The 20,359-nt window shown below is 42.6% G+C and carries 19 protein-coding genes and 1 pseudogene; 7 read left to right on the top strand and 13 right to left on the bottom strand.

Features of this window, described 5'->3' with window-relative positions; translation table 11 throughout:
- Positions 1 to 107: 107 nt before the first annotated feature.
- Complete coding sequence (gene gmhB / locus C3007_RS10885) at positions 108 to 662, bottom strand: D-glycero-beta-D-manno-heptose 1,7-bisphosphate 7-phosphatase (protein WP_103854442.1); 555 nt, start codon at positions 660 to 662, stop codon at positions 108 to 110.
- Between the two features lie 169 nt (positions 663 to 831).
- Here gmhB and metN point away from each other — a divergent pair, with 169 nt between their 5' ends.
- The 5 genes and pseudogenes from metN to gdhA all read left to right on the top strand — a co-directional run bounded on the left by metN (position 832) and on the right by gdhA (position 5,804).
- Positions 832 to 1,869 (top strand): methionine ABC transporter ATP-binding protein MetN, encoded by a 1,038-nt coding sequence (gene metN / locus C3007_RS10880; protein ID WP_103854441.1) that lies wholly within the window; start codon positions 832 to 834, stop codon positions 1,867 to 1,869.
- Positions 1,859 to 2,548, top strand: a complete 690-nt coding sequence (locus tag C3007_RS10875) for a methionine ABC transporter permease (RefSeq protein ID WP_103854440.1) — start codon at positions 1,859 to 1,861, stop codon at positions 2,546 to 2,548. The genes metN and C3007_RS10875 overlap by 11 nt, the downstream gene beginning before the upstream one ends.
- Before the next feature lie 38 nt (positions 2,549 to 2,586).
- Positions 2,587 to 3,416: pseudogene (locus C3007_RS10870) on the top strand (MetQ/NlpA family lipoprotein).
- A gap of 167 nt (positions 3,417 to 3,583) precedes the next feature.
- Positions 3,584 to 4,210, top strand: coding sequence for a YchE family NAAT transporter (locus tag C3007_RS10865; RefSeq protein WP_103854439.1), 627 nt, complete (start codon positions 3,584 to 3,586; stop codon positions 4,208 to 4,210).
- A gap of 244 nt (positions 4,211 to 4,454) precedes the next feature.
- On the top strand, positions 4,455 to 5,804 hold the full coding sequence (gdhA, locus tag C3007_RS10860) for an NADP-specific glutamate dehydrogenase (protein WP_103854438.1): 1,350 nt from the start codon (positions 4,455 to 4,457) through the stop codon (positions 5,802 to 5,804).
- Between the two features lie 166 nt (positions 5,805 to 5,970).
- Here the strand turns inward: gdhA and ilvA are convergent, their stop codons facing one another.
- From ilvA to C3007_RS11625, 7 genes are all read right to left on the bottom strand, one after another.
- Positions 5,971 to 7,518 (bottom strand): threonine ammonia-lyase, biosynthetic, encoded by a 1,548-nt coding sequence (gene ilvA / locus C3007_RS10855; RefSeq protein WP_103854437.1) that lies wholly within the window; start codon positions 7,516 to 7,518, stop codon positions 5,971 to 5,973.
- Between the two features lie 10 nt (positions 7,519 to 7,528).
- Positions 7,529 to 8,206 (bottom strand): DUF1345 domain-containing protein, encoded by a 678-nt coding sequence (locus C3007_RS10850; RefSeq protein WP_103854436.1) that lies wholly within the window; start codon positions 8,204 to 8,206, stop codon positions 7,529 to 7,531.
- Positions 8,207 to 8,299: 93 nt separating this feature from the next.
- On the bottom strand, positions 8,300 to 10,141 hold the full coding sequence (gene ilvD, locus C3007_RS10845; protein ID WP_103854435.1) for a dihydroxy-acid dehydratase: 1,842 nt from the start codon (positions 10,139 to 10,141) through the stop codon (positions 8,300 to 8,302).
- Positions 10,142 to 10,179: 38 nt separating this feature from the next.
- Positions 10,180 to 10,695: a GNAT family N-acetyltransferase gene (locus tag C3007_RS10840; protein WP_103854434.1), complete on the bottom strand. Its 516-nt coding sequence runs from the start codon at positions 10,693 to 10,695 to the stop codon at positions 10,180 to 10,182.
- Positions 10,696 to 10,822: 127 nt separating this feature from the next.
- The gene (gene ilvM, locus C3007_RS10835; RefSeq protein WP_103854433.1) at positions 10,823 to 11,053 is read right to left on the bottom strand and encodes an acetolactate synthase 2 small subunit; all 231 of its coding nucleotides are present in this window, start codon (positions 11,051 to 11,053) and stop codon (positions 10,823 to 10,825) included.
- 25 nt (positions 11,054 to 11,078) lie between these two features.
- The gene (gene ilvG / locus C3007_RS10830) at positions 11,079 to 12,725 is read right to left on the bottom strand and encodes an acetolactate synthase 2 catalytic subunit (RefSeq protein ID WP_103854432.1); all 1,647 of its coding nucleotides are present in this window, start codon (positions 12,723 to 12,725) and stop codon (positions 11,079 to 11,081) included.
- Positions 12,726 to 12,819: 94 nt separating this feature from the next.
- Complete coding sequence (locus tag C3007_RS11625; RefSeq protein WP_165779992.1) at positions 12,820 to 12,993, bottom strand: hypothetical protein; 174 nt, start codon at positions 12,991 to 12,993, stop codon at positions 12,820 to 12,822.
- Positions 12,994 to 13,077: 84 nt separating this feature from the next.
- Here C3007_RS11625 and C3007_RS10820 point away from each other — a divergent pair, with 84 nt between their 5' ends.
- Complete coding sequence (locus C3007_RS10820; protein ID WP_103854430.1) at positions 13,078 to 13,896, top strand: Cof-type HAD-IIB family hydrolase; 819 nt, start codon at positions 13,078 to 13,080, stop codon at positions 13,894 to 13,896.
- 19 nt (positions 13,897 to 13,915) lie between these two features.
- Positions 13,916 to 14,299 (top strand): fluoride efflux transporter CrcB, encoded by a 384-nt coding sequence (gene crcB / locus C3007_RS10815; RefSeq protein ID WP_103854429.1) that lies wholly within the window; start codon positions 13,916 to 13,918, stop codon positions 14,297 to 14,299.
- On the opposite strand, the gene C3007_RS10810 is transcribed toward crcB, so the two are convergent.
- From C3007_RS10810 to C3007_RS10790, 5 genes are all read right to left on the bottom strand, one after another.
- Positions 14,259 to 15,248 (bottom strand): alpha/beta fold hydrolase, encoded by a 990-nt coding sequence (locus tag C3007_RS10810; protein WP_103854428.1) that lies wholly within the window; start codon positions 15,246 to 15,248, stop codon positions 14,259 to 14,261. The two genes, crcB and C3007_RS10810, sit on opposite strands and share 41 nt — an antisense overlap.
- A 283-nt stretch (positions 15,249 to 15,531) precedes the next feature.
- Positions 15,532 to 16,647, bottom strand: a complete 1,116-nt coding sequence (gene asd / locus C3007_RS10805) for an aspartate-semialdehyde dehydrogenase (RefSeq protein WP_103854427.1) — start codon at positions 16,645 to 16,647, stop codon at positions 15,532 to 15,534.
- 324 nt (positions 16,648 to 16,971) lie between these two features.
- Positions 16,972 to 17,886, bottom strand: a complete 915-nt coding sequence (gene ftsX / locus C3007_RS10800; RefSeq protein ID WP_103854426.1) for a permease-like cell division protein FtsX — start codon at positions 17,884 to 17,886, stop codon at positions 16,972 to 16,974.
- Positions 17,887 to 18,165: 279 nt separating this feature from the next.
- Positions 18,166 to 18,816, bottom strand: coding sequence for a cell division ATP-binding protein FtsE (gene ftsE, locus C3007_RS10795; RefSeq protein ID WP_103854425.1), 651 nt, complete (start codon positions 18,814 to 18,816; stop codon positions 18,166 to 18,168).
- A 149-nt stretch (positions 18,817 to 18,965) separates the two neighbouring features.
- Positions 18,966 to 20,195, bottom strand: a complete 1,230-nt coding sequence (locus tag C3007_RS10790; RefSeq protein WP_103854424.1) for an MFS transporter — start codon at positions 20,193 to 20,195, stop codon at positions 18,966 to 18,968.
- Between the last annotated feature and the right edge of the window lie 164 nt (positions 20,196 to 20,359).

Here is a 20,359-nt window from a genome sequence, read left to right as displayed (position 1 = left end):
TCGCAAAAAATGCCAAAAATCATTGCAACTGATTATTTTGAAACCACGCTGCTGTTTTATCAGGCAAAGTGCGGTGAAAAATTAGCAAAATTTTTACCGCACTTGATTTATTTCTTAAGCTTTTTTATTAACGCTGGCAAGTCCGCTACACTATTTATCAGGATATCTGCAGATTTTTCACTTTCTTCGCTTACTGCTTTTCCTGTTCGCACCAAAACACAGGTTTTTACGCCCGCCCCTTTGCCTGCCTGCATATCTTCTTTTTTATCTCCCACCATAAAAGACTGTGCGGGATCGATATTCAATTCTTTAATCGCTTGCAATAACATTCCTGACTTTGGCTTGCGACAATCGCAATCTTCTTTATATTCACCTTTACCCTCTGGGTGATGAGGACAATAATAGATGCCATCAAAATCCACACCACGATCTGCCAGTGACCAATCCATCCACTCCGTGAGTTGTAGGAATTGTTGTTCTGAAAAATAGCCGCGCGCAATGCCTGATTGATTCGTCACTAACACCAATAAATAGCCCATCGCTTTGAGTTGCTGCAAGGCTTCAATGCTGCCTTCGATAAATTGGAAATCATCAATTTGATGTACATAGCCGTGATCGATATTGATCGTGCCATCTCGATCTAGAAAAATTGCTTTATTCACATTTTGATCCTTGTTTATCTTTATCTTGCTATTTCGCTCAATTATGACTTAATTTTGTTCTAACTAATAGCTGAACATTCTAAAAATGTTGTGAATAAATATTGACATAGCAATCTAGACGTCTAAAATACGAAAAAACTTAAATTTAAGCATATTAGAAAGGGCTTATATGATTAAGCTAGAAAACCTTAGTAAAATTTTTGACATTGCGGATAAAAAAATCACCGCACTTGATAATGTCAATCTTCACGTTCCTAAAGGACAAATTTGTGGCGTGATTGGCGCATCTGGAGCTGGGAAAAGCACGCTAATTCGTTGCGTGAATTTATTGGAACGCCCAACGTCAGGATCGGTGATTGTGGATGGCAAAGAATTAACGCATCTGTCCGACAGCCAACTCATTCAGGAACGCCGTAATATTGGAATGATTTTCCAGCATTTCAATTTGCTCAGTTCGCGCACCGTTTATGGCAACATCGCGTTGCCGTTGGAATTAGCCGGTGAAAGCAAAGCCCATATTAAACAAAAAGTGGAACAACTACTTTCCTTAGTGGGATTAAGTGAAAAGCGCGATGTTTACCCAGCCAATCTTTCAGGTGGACAAAAGCAACGTGTTGCAATTGCGCGTGCGTTGGCAAGTGATCCAAAGGTGCTACTGTGCGATGAAGCAACCAGTGCATTAGATCCAGCTACCACGCAAGCAATTTTAAAATTATTAAAAGAAATCAACCGCACTTTAGGTATCACTATTTTGTTGATCACGCACGAAATGGACGTGGTAAAACGCATTTGCGACCAAGTGGCGGTGATTGATAAAGGGCGTTTGGTGGAACAAGGTTCGGTAAGTGAAATCTTCTCTAATCCTAAAACCGAGTTGGCACAGCAATTTATTAGCTCAACATTCCACATTAATTTGCCTGAAGAATATTTGGAAAAATTATCGCCAACGCCAAAACACCCAAATGCTTGGCCGATCATTAAATTTGAATTTACTGGTCGATCAGTGGACGCACCGTTGCTTTCACAAGCCTCCAAACGTTTTGGGGTGGATTTAAGTATTCTCACCTCGCAAATTGATTATGCCGGTGGCGTGAAATTTGGTTTTACCATCGCAGAAGTGGAAGGCAATGAAGATGCCATTACGCAAGCTAAGATTTATTTAATGGAAAATAATGTTCGTGTGGAGGTATTAGGTTATGTGGACTGAATTTAGTGCGGAATTTTCCCGCCAGCTTACCCCACAAGTGTGGCAGCTTATCGCCAATAGCTCATTTGAAACCGTTTATATGAGCCTTGTAGCAACCTTTTTTGCCGTGCTATTTGGCTTGCCACTGGGCATTATCACCTTCTTAACCAAAGAAGGACAAACCCTAAATAATAAAAAATTGAACCGCACTTTAGAAGTGATTATTAACGTTGGGCGTTCTATTCCCTTCATTATTTTGCTCTTCGATTTAATGCCCGTAACGCGTTTCTTAGTCGGCACAACCTTAGGCACAACGGCAGCCATTATTCCATTAAGTGTTGCCGCATTGCCATTTTACGCACGTTTAACGGTAAACGCCTTGGGCGATATTCCAACGGGTTTAACGGAAACAGCCAAAGCAATGGGAACAAACGTTTGGCAGTTGGTAACACGCTTTTATTTACCTGAAGCCTTACCAATTCTGATTAAAGCAATGACGCTCACCTTAGTTACGCTCATTGGTTATTCTGCAATGGCAGGCGCGGTGGGCGGCGGCGGTTTAGGTAACACCGCAATTTCATTCGGCTTACACCGTAATATGCCTTATGTGCTTTGGGTTTCCACCATTATCATCGTACTTATCGTGATGTTATGCGAAAAATACGGTAACAAATTAGCGGATCATTTCGATCATCGTTAATCTCAACATCAACTTAACTCAGTAAAAAGGAAAGTAAAATGAACTTTAAAAAATTATTCACTGTTGCAGCACTTTCATCAGTTTTAGCGCTAACTGCTTGTAAAGATGACAAAAAAACCGAAACCGCCGCAGCACAACCTGCCGCACAAAAAATTAAAGTGGGCGTAATGTCTGGCCCTGAGCATCAAGTGGCTGAAATTGCGGCGAAAGTAGCAAAAGAAAAATATGGCTTAGATGTGGAATTCGTTGAGTTTAACGAATATTCATTACCAAACCCAGCGGTAAGCAACGGTGATTTAGATCTTAACGCAATGCAGCACAAACCTTATCTTGATAAAGATTCGCAAGAACACGGCTACAAAAATCTTGTAATTGTGGGTAACACTTTCGTGTATCCATTAGCGGGTTATTCGAAAAAATTAAAAACGTGAACGAGTTAAAAGACGGCGCGATCATCGCTGTGCCAAATGATCCAAGTAACCTTGCGCGCGCATTAATTTTATTAGAAAAACAAGGCTTAATTAAATTAAAAGATAACACTAACCTATTCGCAACCTCTTTAGACATCGTAGAAAATCCGAAAAATCTACAAATTAAAGAAGTGGATACGTCAGTTGCAGCGCGTGCGTTAGATGATGTAGATTTAGCTGTGGTGAACAACACTTATGCAGGTCAAGTAGGCTTAAACACTGAAGAACACGGCGTGTTTGTGGAAGACAAAGATTCTCCTTATGTGAACATTATCGTTGCGCGTGAAGACAACAAAGACAGCGATGCGGTGAAAAACTTCGTGAAAGCTTACCAAACTGATGAAGTGTACCAAGAAGCGGTAAAATACTTCAAAGACGGCGTAGTTAAGGGCTGGTAATCCCTTTCTTCTTTACTCAATTTTATGCCATCGCCCCTGAGGATTCAGGGGCATTATTTTTTCTGCGGCTTTGCTATTTTCTCAGCAAAAAACCACCGCACTTTTCTTGTTGATTTGCTCAATCAATCCTATAATAGCCTCCCTATTTTCACTATTTTATTCTATCTATGGATCTCGCAATTTATATTCAATTTTTTGTCAGTCTTATTGCCTTGGTAAACCCGATTGGGGTTATTCCAATTTTTTATTCAATGACGACCGACCAAACACCCGCTCAACAAAATCGAACAGGGTTGATTACTTGTTTTTCTGTTTCTGTCATTTTGTTGGTCAGCTTCTTCTTTGGCAATATGATTTTAGAAGCCTTTCATATTTCCATTAACTCTTTCCGCATTGCGGGAGGGATCTTGGTGGCAATGATCGCACTCACAATGATTAACGGTAAAATCGGTGATCATAAAATCAATAAAGAAGAAAAAGCGGAAAACTTTGACGATTACAACAACATCGCCGTTGTGCCACTAGCAATGCCAATTATGGCAGGCCCGGGGTCAATCAGTGCAACCATCGTGTTTGGCTCAAATCAAACAACCGTGATGGATTATGTTTACACATCACTCACCATCGCCCTATTTGGCTTATGTTGTTACATCTTATTACGCTATTCTGAGCCATTAATTAAGAAATTAGGCAAAACTGGCTCAAACGTCATCACCCGTATTATGGGTTTAATTTTGATGTCGCTAGGCGTTGAAATTATTGTAGAAGGAATTAAAAACCTTCATCTTTTCTAGTTCATTTCTTAAAGTGCGGTGTTTTTTTTAGAAATTTTTTACAAATCACCGCACTTTTTTGATAATCATCAAATCTCGCATAAAAAATAATTTTTTATAAAAAAATATTTGCAATATTCCCCCTTTTTGTTGCATAGTAATTCTCAAGCCGGTTTCTGAGGCTTATCTAAAGGCTGCAACGCCAGACTTTAGCCATTCTAATAATAAATTTATCAACATCATACACACATAAAGGAAGTAAACTATGTCACAAGTTAGCTCATTAGAAGAATTTTTAGCCAAAGTTGAACAACGCGATGGACACCAGCCAGAGTTTTTACAAGCGGTGCGTGAAGTGTTCACTTCAATTTGGCCATTCTTAGAGAAAAATCCACAATATCGTTCGCAAGCGCTTTTGGAACGTCTTGTTGAGCCAGAGCGTTTAATCCAATTCCGTGTAGCGTGGACAGATGACAAAGGACAAGTGCAAGTAAACCGTGCTTTCCGCGTACAATTCAACAGCGCAATCGGGCCATTTAAAGGCGGAATGCGTTTCCACCCATCGGTAAACCAATCTATCTTAAAATTCTTAGGGTTTGAGCAAATCTTCAAAAACGCATTAACTACATTGCCAATGGGCGGTGGTAAAGGTGGTTCAGACTTTGATCCTAAAGGCAAATCTGACGGCGAAGTAATGCGCTTCTGCCAAGCATTAATCAGCGAACTTTATCGCCACATTGGCCCAGACACAGACGTGCCAGCAGGCGACATCGGTGTTGGCGGTCGTGAAGTGGGCTATCTTGCTGGTATGATGAAAAAATTATCAAACCAAGCAGGTTGCGTATTCACAGGGCGTGGATTGTCATTCGGTGGGAGCCTAATTCGCCCAGAAGCAACAGGTTACGGCTTAGTTTATTTCGCACAAGCAATGCTTGAAGAAAAAAATCAATCTTTCCAAGGCAAAACCGTTGTGGTTTCAGGTTCAGGTAACGTAGCGCAATATGCCATTGAAAAAGCATTGCAGCTTGGTGCGAAAGTGGTTACTTGTTCTGACAGCTCTGGTTATGTTTATGATGAAGCGGGCTTCACAGCAGAAAAATTAGCTGCGTTAATGGAAATCAAAAACGTACAACGTGGACGTGTGAAAGATTACGCAGAAAAATTCGGCTTACAATATGTTGCAGGCGAGCGTCCTTGGGGCGTGAAAGCAGACATTGCTTTACCTTGTGCAACCCAAAACGAGCTAGACCTTGCTGACGCACAAAAATTAATCGCCAATGGCGTACAACTTGTGGCTGAAGGCGCAAATATGCCAACCACTATCGAAGCAACAGACGCATTACTTGAAGCAGGCGTATTATTCGGCCCAGGTAAAGCAGCAAACGCTGGTGGCGTGGCAACATCTGGTTTAGAAATGGCGCAAAGCTCACAACGTCTATACTGGACAGCGGAAGAAGTGGACGCAAAATTAAAACAAATTATGCTCGACATTCACGCAAACTGTAAAAAATACGGTACAGTGGAAGGCCAAGCGAACATCAATTACGTAACTGGTGCAAACATCGCAGGTTTCGTAAAAGTTGCAGATGCAATGTTAGCACAAGGCGTTTACTAATCCTTAAAGAGCAAAACACATTATGGACTAAGCAAGCAGAGCGAAAGGACATTAATGTGCTGATTAAAGCAAAGGGAGGCAAAACCTCCCTTTCTTTTTATTCGTAAAAATGCATAAAAAAACCACCGCACTTTCGTTGCCGTGGTTTTTCTTTTTATGTTTTAACTTATCCCAAAAAATACTTATACGCTGGGCTGTTGGTAACGTCTTGATAAGTATAGGCTAATTCTTCCAAATGGGCGTTGAAGCGAATTTCATCGTTTTCATCTAATTGGAAGCCTGCAAGCACATTGCCGTAGTCTGCGCCGTGAGCGCGGTAGTGGAACAGTGAGATGTTCCAGTGCGTGCCGAGCATTTCAAGGAATTTAAGTAACGCACCTTTTTGTTCTGGAAACTCAAAGCTGTATAAGCGTTCTTTCGCCTTGCTTGATGAGCGTCCGCCGATCATATAACGAATGTGAGTTTTCGCCACATCATCATCAGAGAGATCCATCACGGAATAGCCCTGTTGTTGCAACTGCGCGATGATTTCATTTTTCTCATCTTCACCACGAATTCTCACCCCGACAAAAATACAGGCTTGCGCTTGATCCGCATAGCGGTAGTTAAATTCCGTAACGGCACGATCGCCAAGCAAATGGCAAAAACGCAAGAAGCTGCCTTTTTCTTCGGGAATAGTTACCGCAAGCATTGCTTCGTGTTTTTCACCGATTTCGCAACGCTCAGACACATAACGCAATGTGTGGAAATTCAGGTTGGCGCCCGATAAAATATTCACTAAGGTTTCCCCTTGAATATTATTTTCTTTGACGTATTTTTTTAGCCCTGCCAGCGACACCGCCCCTGACGGCTCTGCAATTGCGCGTACGTTTTCAAAAATATCTTTCATTGCAGCACAAATTTCATCGCCGTCCACCAGCACCACATCATCAAGATATTGCTGACATAAACGGAAAGTCTCATCGCCAATGCGTTTTACTGCCACGCCATCGGCAAATAAGCCCACTCGCTCTAAATCCACTGGTTGTCCGACTTTTAAGGCTTGATACAGGCAGGCTGAATCTTTGCTTTCCACGCCGATTACTTTAATTTCTGGCATTAATTGTTTGATTAGCACGGCAACCCCTGCGGCTAAGCCGCCCCCGCCCACTGGCACAAAAACGCGGTCGATGTTGGACGATTGTTGTAACAATTCAAGCGCCAATGTCCCTTGCCCTGCGATCACTAAAGGGTGATCGAAAGGGGGAATAAACGTCATATTTTTACTTTTAGAAAGTTCAATTGCCTTGCCTTTGGCTTCATCAAAGTTTGCGCCGTAAAGTAGCACTTCGCCCCCAAAACGGCGCACCGCATCTACTTTAATGCTCGGTGTATTCTGTGGCATCACGATTAACGCTTTCAAGCCCAATAATTTGGCAGATAGCGCCACGCCCTGCGCGTGGTTGCCCGCAGAAGCCGCAATCACGCCAGCTTGGCGTTGTTCATCATTCAAGGCGGCGATCATTGCATAAGCGCCACGCAATTTAAAGCTATGCACAGGCTGGCGATCTTCACGCTTAATTAAAACCTGATTGTGCAGCCGCGCGGAAAGTTTATCCATCGGTTGCAAAGGGGTTGTTTGCGCGGCTTGATACACCACAGATCCCAGTTTCAAAATGGTTTTTAAATAATCATCTCCGCTAGGAGTTGGATTGTTAAATGCAAGGGTTGTCATTTTATTATCCTTAAATAAAACCAGAAATAATGTTAATTAATAAGGAAAGCACGGTTACGTTGAAAATAAAGGCGACAATGCTGTGAATTCCGCCCAAAATTCGCCCCGCTCTTGAAGAAAACATCACATCGGCCGTTTGTGCTGAGGTGCCGATAATCAAGGCGGTGTAGATAAAATCGTAGTAATTTGGCTCGGTTTGATAGCCATTTTGCCCGTTACTCTGCGGAATTTGCAGTGGCATTGGCTCGCCGCTGACTTTCGCGTGATAGAACAAATGAGCATAGCGAATAGCAAACAGAATATGAATCACCAACCAAGAAAGGAAAATGGAAATAATCGCTAAAGTGATATGCCACGCTTTTTCCATTGGTGGAAGATTTTGCGCAATGCTCACTAAGCGAACCAATGCCACGATACAAGCACCGATAATCACGCTCACGATGACGAACATTGCTTTTGTCCCAGCTTGGCGCTCTTGTAGCACTGCGGTCATCTGTTCGCGATGACGATGTTGTTGGCGAATTGTCCAGAATGTCCAAAATAAATACAGGCTCATTCCCATATCCCAAGAATAAATGAGATCGGTACTAATATCGCCTTGCGAGAGCAGACGAAATGCCATAAAAGAGAGAATCACCAAGATCAAACTGGTGAAAAATTTAATATGCTGTTTTAGCATTTTTTGCATTTTGCTTTCCTTGTATGCCTAAATTTAGGCAGAAATTATAAAAATTTGCGAAAAAACGACCGCACTTTAATTTATCTCGTGCGGCCATTTTATTTAGTCGCTTAATTTGGAACGATCTCGCACCGCGCCTTTATCCGCCGAAGTGGCGAAATAACCGTACATTTTGAGTGCGAAAGACACTTCACGCTGACGATTTGCTGGTTTCCAGCCTTTCGCATCTTGCTCTGCGCGGCGTGCGCTCAATTCTTGTTCCGATACCATTAATTGGATTGAGCGATTTGGAATATCGATCTCAATGGTATCGCCGTCTTTCACCAAGCCGATTGTCCCGCCTGCTGCGGCTTCTGGCGAGCAGTGTCCGATAGATAAGCCTGATGTACCGCCAGAAAAACGGCCGTCAGTTAATAATGCGCAGGCTTTGCCTAAGCCCATTGATTTTAAATAGCTGGTTGGGTAAAGCATTTCTTGCATACCCGGCCCACCTTTTGGCCCTTCATAACGAATAACCACAACGTGTCCTGCTTGCACTTTGCCGCCGAGAATACCGTTTACCGCATCTTCTTGGCTTTCAAATACAATTGCCTTTCCTGTGAATTTTAAAATGGATTCATCAACTCCCGCGGTTTTAACGATACAGCCGTCCAAGGCGATATTGCCGGAAAGCATTGCTAATCCGCCGTCTTGGCTATAAGCAAAGGCTTTACTGCGAATACAGCCGTTCTCGCGATCGTCATCAAGGCTGTCCCAGCGGCAATCTTGTGAGAAGGCTTGTGTGGTACGAATGCCCGCAGGCCCTGCGCGATAGAATTCACGAATGGCTTCATCTTGAGTGAGCATAATGTCGTATTTGGAAATTTGCTCAGCTAGGCTTAAACCTAATACGGTGCGAGTTTGGTTATCAAGCAATCCTGCACGATCTAACTCGCCTAAAATTGCCATAATTCCACCCGCTCTATGCACATCTTCCATATGATATTTGGCAGTGTTCGGCGCCACTTTGCTTAAACAAGGCACGCGGCGAGAAAGTCTGTCAATGTCTGCCATAGTGAAATCCACTTCCGCTTCTTGTGCCGCTGCCAATAAATGCAATACGGTATTAGTTGAGCCGCCCATTGCAATATCTAAGCTCATTGCATTTTCAAATGCAGGCTTAGTGGCGATGGAACGTGGCAATACGGATTCATCATCTTGCTGATAATATTTTTGGCAAAGTTCAACAATTTGTTTGCCCGCATCTAAGAATAATTGTTTACGATCTTTGTGGGTTGCCAAGCAAGAACCGTTACCCGGTAGGCTTAAGCCTAAGGCTTCGGTTAAGCAGTTCATTGAGTTTGCGGTGAACATTCCTGAACAAGAACCACAAGTTGGGCAGGCAGAACGCTCAATGGCTTCCACATCAGAATCTGACACATTTTTATCCGCACTTTGCACCATAGCGTCCACCAAATCTAATTTGATGATTTGATCGGATAATTTGGTTTTGCCCGCTTCCATTGGGCCGCCAGACACAAAAATGGTCGGAATATTCAACCGCAACGCTGCCATTAACATTCCTGGGGTGATTTTATCGCAGTTAGAAATACACACCATCGCGTCTGCACAATGAGCATTTACCATATATTCCACACTGTCGGCGATTAAATCGCGAGAAGGCAAGGAATACAGCATTCCGCCGTGTCCCATTGCGATGCCATCATCAACGGCAATGGTGTTAAATTCTTTCGCTACACCGCCTGCTTGCTCAATTTGTTGAGCCACTAATTGCCCAATGTCTTTTAAGTGAACGTGGCCCGGTACAAATTGGGTGAAAGAATTGACTACGGCGATAATCGGCTTACCAAAATCATTTTCTTTCATTCCTGTGGCGCGCCATAACGCACGCGCCCCTGCCATATTGCGACCTTGTGTGCTGGTCGCGGAACGTAATTTAGGCATAATCTCTCCAACTTTTATCTTTGTTATAAATGTGTAAGCTAACTTTCTAACTGAAATGCGCTATCGTATTGCACAACGCCTTCAAGAGCTTGTGCAAATAAATCTAATTTTATCCCCATAAAATAGTGATCAAGTACCTCAAAAGGCGGATAAATATTAAATTGGCTTGCAGGAAGATAACCAAATTTTCCATAGTATTGCGGATCGCCTAATACAATAATATGAGAATAGCCAAGCTGTTTGGCATAATGATGCCCTGCAGTAATTAACTTTTTCCCAATGCCTTGCCGCTGAAATTCTGGCAAAACGGCAAGCGGTGCGAGTGCTAAAGCTTGATCTTCACCAATAGTAACCCGTGTAAATAAAATGTAGCCAAGTAAACATTTATCTTGTTCCGCAACTAACGAGAGTTCAGGAATAAAAGAATCACTTGTCCATAAACGTTGCACCAAATCTTGCTCCGTGCCATCAGAATGTTCTGCGTTTTTAAACGCTTGCTTGACGAGCTGATAAATGGCAACACTATCTTTTGGAGTTGAAAAACGGATATTCATTTCAATAATTTCCTACAAAAAATCCACCGCACTTTATAAATAATACGTTGATATTAATCATCATCCATTTTGTAGCGGCGAATTACGATCCTTTTGGATGATAGGTTACCGCGAGTATCAGATGTTTTCATTGATAGCCTTGTTTTACCTCGAATACATCAGGCAATTTGACTAATTGATTTACCAATAATTCCACCGCTCTTTCGCTTTGCACCACAACGTGCAAGGCAATTTCTTGGTGTTGGCTTTCAGTTTGTAATTTAATCACTTCAAAACCGCGATGACGCATTACGCGTAATAAACGCTCTAAGGTTTCTGGGCGTCTGTTGGCGCGGATTGATAATTCATACTGTTGCATAATTTTCCCCACAATTCCTTTTCTATTATTCTTCAAGCATATCCACGTTGCAGGCATTTGGTGGCACAAGTGGCCACACATTTTCTTCTGCAGGGATACAAATATGTAATAAATAAGCGCCTTCCGCGTGGAATAAGCGATCTAATGCCGCTTGCACTTCCTCGCCAGATTCAATGCGCTCGCCTTTAATGTCAAAGGCGGAAGCAAGGGTTACGAAATCAGGGTTGTCATCTAAAATCGTATTACTATGGCGCGCTTGGAAGAATAGGGTTTGCCATTGACGCACCATTCCTAAGCGTTGGTTGTCTAATAAAATGATTTTTACCGGCGTTTTGCCACGTTTAATTGTACCTAGTTCCTGCACGTTCATCATTAATGAACCATCACCAGTGATTAAAATCACATCATCATTTGGACGTGCTTTCTGCGCACCAATCGCTGCTGGCAAGCCAAAGCCCATTGAACCAAATCCCGCTGAAGTGATGAAATTTTCAGGCGCATAATGTTTCATATGCTGTGCTGACCACATTTGATGTTGCCCCACATCGGTAACCACAATGGCGTTTTTCGCTTTTTGATTAGAAACGGTGTTAAGCAACCACCAAGGGTTAATCGGTTGTTTACCCTGATTTTCTGCATAACGGAAATCAAAATCTTGTTTTAACTTATTGATTTCTTTATGCCAATCTGCCAAATCTAATTTCATTGCTAAGGCACGGAAAACTTCGCTTAAATCGCCACGCAACGCCACATCTGGACGGCGTAACTTACCTAATTCTGCCACATCAATATCACAATGAATCACTTTAGCGTGCGGCGCAAAGGTGTCTAATTTGCCTGTTACACGATCGTCAAAACGCGCGCCAAATACTAACAATAAATCAGATTCTTGCGTGGCTAAATTGGCGGCTTTGGTGCCGTGCATACCAATCATTCCCATATAATAAGGGGTTTCAGGCAAAATTGCGCCCAAGCCTTTTAAGGTGGAAATACTTGGAATTTCTGTGGTGGCTAAAAACTCACGCAAGGCTGGCACGGCGTTCGCCATTCCCACGCCACCGCCAACATACACCACAGGGCGTTTGGCATTTTTCAATAATTCTACCGCTTTTTCCAATTCAGCAGGATCAAGTGCGGTCGGTTTTTCCACAGGAAGCGTGAAAGGTTGCAAATCGGTTTCGGCAAATTGCACATCTTTTGGAATATCAATAAGCACAGGGCCAGGGCGACCACTTTGTGCGATTTGGAACGCTTTGGCGATAATTTCTGGCAATTCATCAATACTTTGCACAATAAAGCTATGCTTCGTACAAGCAAGGGATAAGCCCAGAACATCGGCTTCTTGGAAGGCATCTGTACCAATCAATGGTGAAGCAACTTGGCCGGTGATAGCCACCACAGGAATGGAATCCATTAAGGCATCGCCTAATCCCGTGATTAAATTGGTTGCCCCAGGGCCTGATGTGGCGATACACACCCCGGTTTTCCCACTGGCTCTGGCATAGCCAATAGCTGCTATTGCCGCGCCTTGCTCATTGCGACAGAGCAAATGCTCCAAACCCGAATCATAAATGGCATCATAAACTGGCATTATCGCCCCACCTGGATAGCCAAATACAATATCCACATTGTGTGCTTTCAAGCACTCCGTTACTAATCTTGCACCGTTCATATTCCACCTTTCTGGTTATTAATCGCTATAAAAAAAGCCTCTCGAAGATCTCTGCGAGGGGCTTTCTATATACAAATTGAGTTATAAATTTATTCTATTTGTTAGCAAGCCAAAACCCCGCAGTGTTCACCACCACGAGGTTAATAATAATGCCAATAAGAGAATAAAATTTTGTCATTGTCTGAATCCGATTTAAGCATTCCGCTTTTAATGCTGTTATTGATACCACATTCAAAATAGAAATCAAGGAATTTTTTACATTTCGCAATCGTTTTCCTAGGAAAATAAAAAGTGCGGTCATTTTTTCGCATAATTTGCTATCATATTCCCGTTTTGTTGAAGGAGTTTGACTATGCAAAATCGACCATTTCGTGCTGTGGTTTCAGATTTAGACGGCACATTGCTCAATGGGGATCACGTTATCGGTGATTTTACTATTGAAACCCTTGAAAAACTGGCACAAAAAAAGATTGATGTTATCCTTGCCACTGGGCGAAGTCATCAAGATGTCGCTCACATTCTCGGTAAAGTGAAGCTTGATAACGCGGTGATGATTACCTCAAACGGTGCAAGGGTGCATAACCTGCAAGGTGAATTGTTATTAAGCAACAGTCTGCCTGAGGACATTGCCCTTGAGATAATGCAAACCCCGTACGATGAAAAAAATGTTTTCGTCAATAGCTATCAAGATGAAGGCTGGTTTATTAGTTTAGATTTGCCCGAGTTGGCGAAATATCATCAAGATTCTGGCTTTAGCTATCAGGTGGTGGATTTCCAGCACCACCACGGGCGTGGCACGGAGAAAGTATTTTTTATTGGACGCACACCCGCTGATCTCGCCCCGATTGAAGCGCATTTGAAAGCGCGTTTTGGCGATGCGATTTATATTACCTATTCCACGCCGCAGTGTTTAGAGATTATGAATAAAAACGTGTCAAAAGCTACCGCACTTGCCCAAGTGGTACAGGGGCGTGAATATAGCTTGAACGCGTGCATTGCCTTTGGCGATGGTATGAATGATATAGAAATGCTCAGCGAAGTAGGCAAAGGTTGCATTATGGGCAATGCCGATCCGCGCTTGGTGCTGGCTTGTCCGCAGTTAGAGCAAATTGGCTTGAACCGCCACGAAGCAGTAGCGAGCTATTTGCGTGCTACTTTTGGCGTGTATTAAGTTAGAAAGCAGGTAAAAAATGGCGATTTGGCAATCTTTACTCATCATAAGCAGCGGTGCTGTAATGGGCGCTTGCACCCGTTGGGGCTTGAGCGAATTGCTAAATCCGCTGTTTTCTTTTCTTGCCTTTGGCACGCTTATCGCCAATTATCTTGGCTGTTTTTTTATCGGTATTTTGATCGCTTTACTTTGGCAATATCCGCAAGTTTCTAGCGAGTGGCGATTATTTTTAATCACTGGATTTTTAGGCAGCCTCACCACCTTTTCTTCCTTTTCCGCTGAAGTAGTGAATGATTTTTTAACGGAAAAATGGCTATCTGCGCTGGCAATTATTACTTTGCATCTTGGCGGCAGTCTGCTGTTTACGCTATTTGGCGTGCTGTTGTACCGTTATTGGAAATAAAGGCTTGCACCGCGCTTAAGGCTTCGGCGCGAATTTTATCCCGTTCAAACAAAATCTCGTGCTTGGCATTTTCCACTGTAATGAGTTGCCCTTTTGGCAAGCAGGCGACCAATTTTTCCAACTGTGCATTTTCTACGATCTTTTCTTTGCCAGCTTGCAAAACTAAAACGGGAATTTCAATGCGCGACAAAATTTTTTCCAGCCCTTTAATAGCGGTTAAACACAAATGCACCCAGCGGAACGTTGGTCCACCAAGGCTTAATTCGGGAAAATAACGATTAATGCGGTTCATCCATTTCATTCTGGTTTTGCAAAAACTGAGTTCATTTTGATCCAGATTGGCGGGTTTATAGGCGCTCTTGCCGAACACATAGCGTTGCCCTTGGCCGAATAACATCATCAAATTAATAATCAGCTCATCGCGTAATAAATGCTTGGTTGGCAAGCCAAAAAATGGTGAAGAAAGCACGGCACTTTGAATATGATGATCATAGTTCGCTAAATAATAAGCCGAAATTAGCGAGCCTAAAGAATGAGCGAGCAGATATTGTTGCGAATAATCAGAATGCTGAGTGAGCTGCTTGATGACCGCGTCCATATCCTCGCAGTAAAAGCGAAATTCATCAATATAGCCTTTGTCTTTATCCGCCAATAGACGCTGCGAATAGCCCTGCCCACGGTGATCGAAAAGCAGCACATCATAACCCCACTGATAAAAATCATAAGCCAACTCCGACCATTTCAGCATATTCTCCGCCCGTCCATTGACTAAAATCATCAATTTTCGCGCCGCACTTGGCGAGCTTTCGGCGTGCAAAAAATGGCGATAGGCAATTTGGCAACCCTGTTTACCCGTTAAATATTGGATAGGAAATTGATCCACAAAGGGCATTAATTGCTGCAACGCAAAGCGACAAAAATGGGGTTCTCGGTGTAGACAATTTGACATCAGCTTACCATCAATAAAACAAAGATGTCCCAATCATAAAGGAAAGCGTGCAAGAAAGATAGAACATTAATGCCACATCAGACTTCCTTGCTTGTTGATAAAATCTCACATTTTTAAAGTGCGGTGTTTTTTTTTCATTATTTTTGTCCAGCAGCCAGATCAACATTCAAAGGAAAATAACACAGGTTACCCATTCAATCCGCCTTAAAAAATTCACAAAAAAAAGCACCGCACTTTATTTTCAGCCATGCGGTGCTTCTCTATGAGTTTTGTTAGTTAAAAATTAAGCCACTAACTGTTTTAAAATGCGGCGAACAGGTTCTGCTGCGCCCCATAATAATTGGTCACCAACAGTGAAAGCAGCAAGATATTCAGGCCCCATTGCCAATTTGCGTAAACGTCCCACTGGTACGCTTAATGTACCTGTTACTTTAGCAGGCGTTAATTCACGCAAGGTGGTTTCTTTGTCGTTTGGAATCACTTTCACCCATTCGTTGTGAGAAGCCAAAATTTGCTCGATTTCGTCTAATGGTAAATCTTTTTTCAACTTAATGGTGAATGCTTGGCTGTGGCAGCGTAATGCGCCGATACGCACGCATAAACCGTCCACTGGAATTGGATTGTCGCTTAAACCTAAAATTTTGTTGGTTTCTGCGTAGCCTTTCCATTCTTCTTTAGTTTGCCCTGTTTCTGGCAATAATTTGTCGATCCAAGGAATTAAGCTGCCTGCAAGTGGTGCGCCGAAGTTATCAATCGGGAATGACGCATCACGCATTTTTGCGGTTACTTTGCGTTCAATGTCTAAAATTGATGAAGCGGGATCGGCTAATTCTGCTTTAACAGAATCTTCTAATTCACCCATTTGCACCAATAATTCACGCATATTTTTTGCGCCCGCACCAGAAGCCGCTTGGTAAGTGGCAACAGATACCCATTCCACTAAATCACGTTCAAATAAACCGCCTAGCGCCATTAACATTAAACTTACTGTACAGTTTCCGCCAACAAAGGTTTTCACGCCATTTTTTAGCCCTTCGCTGATTACGTTTTGGTTTACTGGATCAAGCACGATGATGGCATCTTTGTCCATACGCAATGCAGAAGCAGCGTCAATCCAATAGCCGTTCCAGCCGGTTGCTTTTAATTTTGGATACACTTCGTTGGTGTAATCACCACCTTGGCAGGTAACGATAATATCTAATTTTTGTAATTCAGCGATGTCAAAGGCATCTTTTAACACGCCTGCATCTTTACCTGCAAATACAGGCGCTTTTTGACCTGCTTGTGAAGTGGTGAAAAAGATAGGATTGATGTTCGCGAAATCATTTTCTTGTTGCATACGATCCATTAGCACCGAGCCAACCATTCCACGCCAACCGATAAAACCAACGTTTTGCATAAAATTTTCCTTATAAGTAATGTTGTGTTGAAAATAAAATCTGAGTGAATTATGCACAGAAAAAGGGGTAAAAGAAATAACCATTCAGCTTTAATTCACAGGAAATTAATTACGTTAAACCGTGCAAAAAAACGTACAAGATAGCGTAAACAAAAGCAAGCGTTTTTCTAAAAAAAGTTGCGAATAATTGATCTTTCAACAAAGAATTTTTAATTTCACTGACCGCTCATTGAAAAAATCGGAAAGAAACTAGAAAGGAAAAGAAAAATCCCCTTTGTCATAGAGCAAAGGGGATTAAAAGAAAGCACAAAGAAAACGTAAAGATTAGCTGTATTTTTTCGCTGATAACCAAGCTGCGGTGTAGCCCACCAGCGCGCACATTGCGAGCAGAAAGAGCAACTCACCGATCATTATGCCGTGTAGCTCAAAGTTTACGGCGAAAATGTCTGTTACATATTTCACCGCACTGGTGAAATAACCAATCACAATGGCACTGAAAATGCAGGCAAATAATCCGCCCAGCACGGCATAAATTATGCCGGTATAAAGGAAAGGGCGTAGGATAAATTGATCCGTTGCGCCAAGCAGTTTCATTACTTCAATATTGGCTTTATTGCTGTACACATCAGAACGAATACTGTTGCCAATTACAAGGAAAACAGAAATGGTCATCAAAATGGTACAAACCACTGCAATATGAGCAATCAGCCACGAAAGTGCGGTGAGTTTTTCCATTAAATTATTGTCTAAACGCACTTCTTGTACGCCTTTAATTTTGGCGAGATTTTCCCGCAACTCATTGCGTTTTTGACTTTCGTTGTAGTCCTTGGCAGGTTTAATAATCACCACCGCAGGCAGTGGATTATCATCTAAAATATCCAAGCCCTCAGTGAAACCAGACCAATTTTTGAACTCATTAAGGCTCTCTTGGCGAGAAACATAATTCAGGCTTTCCACCCCAGCTTGTTGGCGAATTTTTTCCACCACTAAATTGGCATCGGCTTCCGTAAGATTTTTATGTAAATAAACCGTTAGTTCACTTTCAGGATAAAATTGCGTGGTGGCCTGATGAATATTTTTCCACAATAAATAGCTCACCGTTGGCACAGTCAGCGAAACGGCAATAACAAGAATGGTTAATAAGGTCGCATATTTTTTCTTAATTAGATCTGCCAGCACGGCTCTTAGCACATAATGGGTTTGTACCCACCAAGAAGCATTGATTGGACGAGAACTCATTGGGCTTTCCTTGGGGTTCGTTAATAATTCATTGTACATTTGAGCTGATGGCTATTTTTTGTGAGAACAAGGCGAACGCACGGACGTTTAGTTAGGCTAAACGAACCACATTCAACATTGCTATCACGAAAAATAGCCTCAGCCCTTCGGGTTAGGTTTAAAATTAGCGCACTCTTTGTTACCGTTCTCACTAAGAGAACCATTCTTAGTTTTGAACGGCGCCGCGATTGCGCTAATTTTAAACGATAACTCAAATGCACAATGAATTATCAACAAGCCCTAACGTAAATGGCCTTGTTCTAAAATTAAACAAGGTTTTGGTTTTTGCTGAACAATATTAATATCGTGCGTGGCAATTAACACGGTCATTCCAAGACGATTAAACTCTTCAAATAAATTAAAAATATCCAGCGAAAGGGCGTTATCTAAATTGCCTGTTGGCTCATCAGCGAGCAATAATTGTGGCTTATGTACAATGGCGCGAGCAATATCGACACGTTGTTGTTCACCACCCGATAAATGGATTGGTAAGTGATTAGCACGATCACGCAAGCCAACGCGATCTAACGCCACTAAGGCTCGGCTTTGCGCCTCTTTTGGGTGAATTCCTGCAATGATAAGCGGCAACGCCACATTATCCACAATACAACGATCGGCAAGCAGACGATAATCTTGATGCACCATACCAATTTGGCGGCGTAAGAAGGGCAATTCGTGTTTAGACAGGCGTGTAATATCGTGTCCGTTAAACCAAATTTGCCCGCCATTGGCACGCTCCATACCCATAATAAGTTTCAATAGGGTACTTTTCCCCGCGCCAGAATGCCCGAGAACATAGCTCATACTCCCAACCGGAAGATGAAAGTTTAATCCCTGCAAGGCTGGCTTGCCACCTAAATAAGCCTTGCTGACGTTTTCAAAGCGTATCATCGTTGTTATCTCTTTCTTTTTATGTTAAGCGAATGATTATAACGGATATTCTTATTTTTTGAGCAGAAATTTATGGGTTAAATGTAAGGAATTGTCAATCCAGAAAAAAAAATGATGAGCATAACCAAACAACTCATCATTTTTACCGATTAATCCAAGGCTTTGCCTTTCAATTCTGGAATTAAGAAAATGGTGGCGATCATATCGATTACATAAATCAGCGCAAGGAACGCAATCGCGGTGGAAAACGAATAACTTGCCACCACAGCACCGACGACCACAGGGCCGAAACCACCAACCGCACGCCCGATATTAAATAGCACATTTTGTGCAGTTGCTCGGGCTTGAGTTGGGTAAGCTTCTGCCATTAATGCACCGTAGCCGCCCATCATTCCATTTACGAACATTCCGAGAAAGGCTCCTGCAATCAGCATTGCGTTTGGATCGGTCAGTTGTGAGTAGGTAATCACACTGATTACGGCGCCAAGTTGGAAAAGCAGAAAACTTGGTTTGCGTCCGATTTTGTCCGCAAGGCGCCCAAAAATCCAGATGCCGCTCATCATTCCACATACGGTTACCGCCGTCCAAACGCCAGATTTAGTTAAGCTAAAGCCAAGCTGTTTAGACAAGAAATTAGGTAGCCAGATCATTATGCCGTAATAACCAAAATTCTGTACGGAAGTCAGCACCACCACTCCTAGGCTGACTTTGGCGGTTTGTTTATCTTTCACTAATAATTGGAAAGATTGACGGAATGCCTGCCATTTCGATTGTGCCGTAGCGGAAAGTGCGGTCTGTTTTTCAGTAAAAATTTCTGGCTCGTGTAATTTTGCCCGCAAATACCACGCCACGAAAGCAGGGAAAATACCCACAATAAACATTCCGCGCCAGCCGATGATTGGCAATAATAATGGTGTAAGTAACACTGCACCTAGCACGCCTACTTGCCAGCCTAATGCCACATAAGAAGCGGCTTTTGCACGATGGCGAGCAGGCCAAGCCTCCGCTGCTAATGCCATTCCAATACCAAATTCACCACCTAAACCAATACCTGCAATAGTGCGGTAAATTAATAAATCCCAATAACCTTGTGCGAGCGCACATAAGCCAGTAAACACGGCAAATAGCACGATTGTCCACGTTAATACTCGCACACGGCCATAACGATCGCTTAATGCGCCAAAAGTAATGCCCCCCGCCACTGCGCCGATTAATGTCCAAGTAACCAAAGAGCCTGCTTGTGCGCTTGATAGGGCTAAATCCGCAGAAATTGCGCTGAGCATAAAGCCGAGAATGAGTAAGTCGAAGCCGTCCATTGCATAGCCCACGGCAGAGCCGATCAAGGCTTTCCAGCCATAATCATTTACTTTGTTGTTCATAGATGTCCTTTTGCTACTCACGGGTAGCCTTTAAAGTGTTAAGAAAGGAAGTTTGCTAAAAGCGTGCCTTAAAAAGCGCACCCCAAAAAGCGCACATAGTGTAGTTAATTTGACTGCTGTAAGCAAATAAAAAAACAGCCTTGCAAATCATTACAAGGCTGTTT

It is taken from the genome of Avibacterium gallinarum (assembly GCF_002921135.1).
In the GTDB taxonomy this organism is placed as follows: Bacteria; Pseudomonadota; Gammaproteobacteria; order Enterobacterales; family Pasteurellaceae; genus Avibacterium; species Avibacterium gallinarum.
The sequence above is the reverse complement of the archived record's forward strand: the minus strand, read 5'-3'. Positions and strand labels throughout refer to the sequence as shown.

Bases quoted from the DNA above. Each gene is read 5' to 3' on its own strand.
- metN (WP_103854441.1), top strand. From the start codon at position 832: ATGATTAAGCTAGAAAACCTTAGTAAAATTTTTGACATTGCGGATAAA.
- C3007_RS10875 (WP_103854440.1), top strand. From the start codon at position 1,859: ATGTGGACTGAATTTAGTGCGGAATTTTCCCGCCAGCTTACCCCACAA.
- C3007_RS10865 (WP_103854439.1), top strand. From the start codon at position 3,584: ATGGATCTCGCAATTTATATTCAATTTTTTGTCAGTCTTATTGCCTTG.
- gdhA (WP_103854438.1), top strand. From the start codon at position 4,455: ATGTCACAAGTTAGCTCATTAGAAGAATTTTTAGCCAAAGTTGAACAA.
- ilvA (WP_103854437.1), bottom strand. From the start codon at position 7,518: ATGACAACCCTTGCATTTAACAATCCAACTCCTAGCGGAGATGATTAT.
- C3007_RS10850 (WP_103854436.1), bottom strand. From the start codon at position 8,206: ATGCAAAAAATGCTAAAACAGCATATTAAATTTTTCACCAGTTTGATC.
- ilvD (WP_103854435.1), bottom strand. From the start codon at position 10,141: ATGCCTAAATTACGTTCCGCGACCAGCACACAAGGTCGCAATATGGCA.
- C3007_RS10840 (WP_103854434.1), bottom strand. From the start codon at position 10,695: ATGAATATCCGTTTTTCAACTCCAAAAGATAGTGTTGCCATTTATCAG.
- ilvM (WP_103854433.1), bottom strand. From the start codon at position 11,053: ATGCAACAGTATGAATTATCAATCCGCGCCAACAGACGCCCAGAAACC.
- ilvG (WP_103854432.1), bottom strand. From the start codon at position 12,725: ATGAACGGTGCAAGATTAGTAACGGAGTGCTTGAAAGCACACAATGTG.
- C3007_RS10820 (WP_103854430.1), top strand. From the start codon at position 13,078: ATGCAAAATCGACCATTTCGTGCTGTGGTTTCAGATTTAGACGGCACA.
- crcB (WP_103854429.1), top strand. From the start codon at position 13,916: ATGGCGATTTGGCAATCTTTACTCATCATAAGCAGCGGTGCTGTAATG.
- C3007_RS10810 (WP_103854428.1), bottom strand. From the start codon at position 15,248: ATGTCAAATTGTCTACACCGAGAACCCCATTTTTGTCGCTTTGCGTTG.
- asd (WP_103854427.1), bottom strand. From the start codon at position 16,647: ATGCAAAACGTTGGTTTTATCGGTTGGCGTGGAATGGTTGGCTCGGTG.
- ftsX (WP_103854426.1), bottom strand. From the start codon at position 17,886: ATGAGTTCTCGTCCAATCAATGCTTCTTGGTGGGTACAAACCCATTAT.
- ftsE (WP_103854425.1), bottom strand. From the start codon at position 18,816: ATGATACGCTTTGAAAACGTCAGCAAGGCTTATTTAGGTGGCAAGCCA.
- C3007_RS10790 (WP_103854424.1), bottom strand. From the start codon at position 20,195: ATGAACAACAAAGTAAATGATTATGGCTGGAAAGCCTTGATCGGCTCT.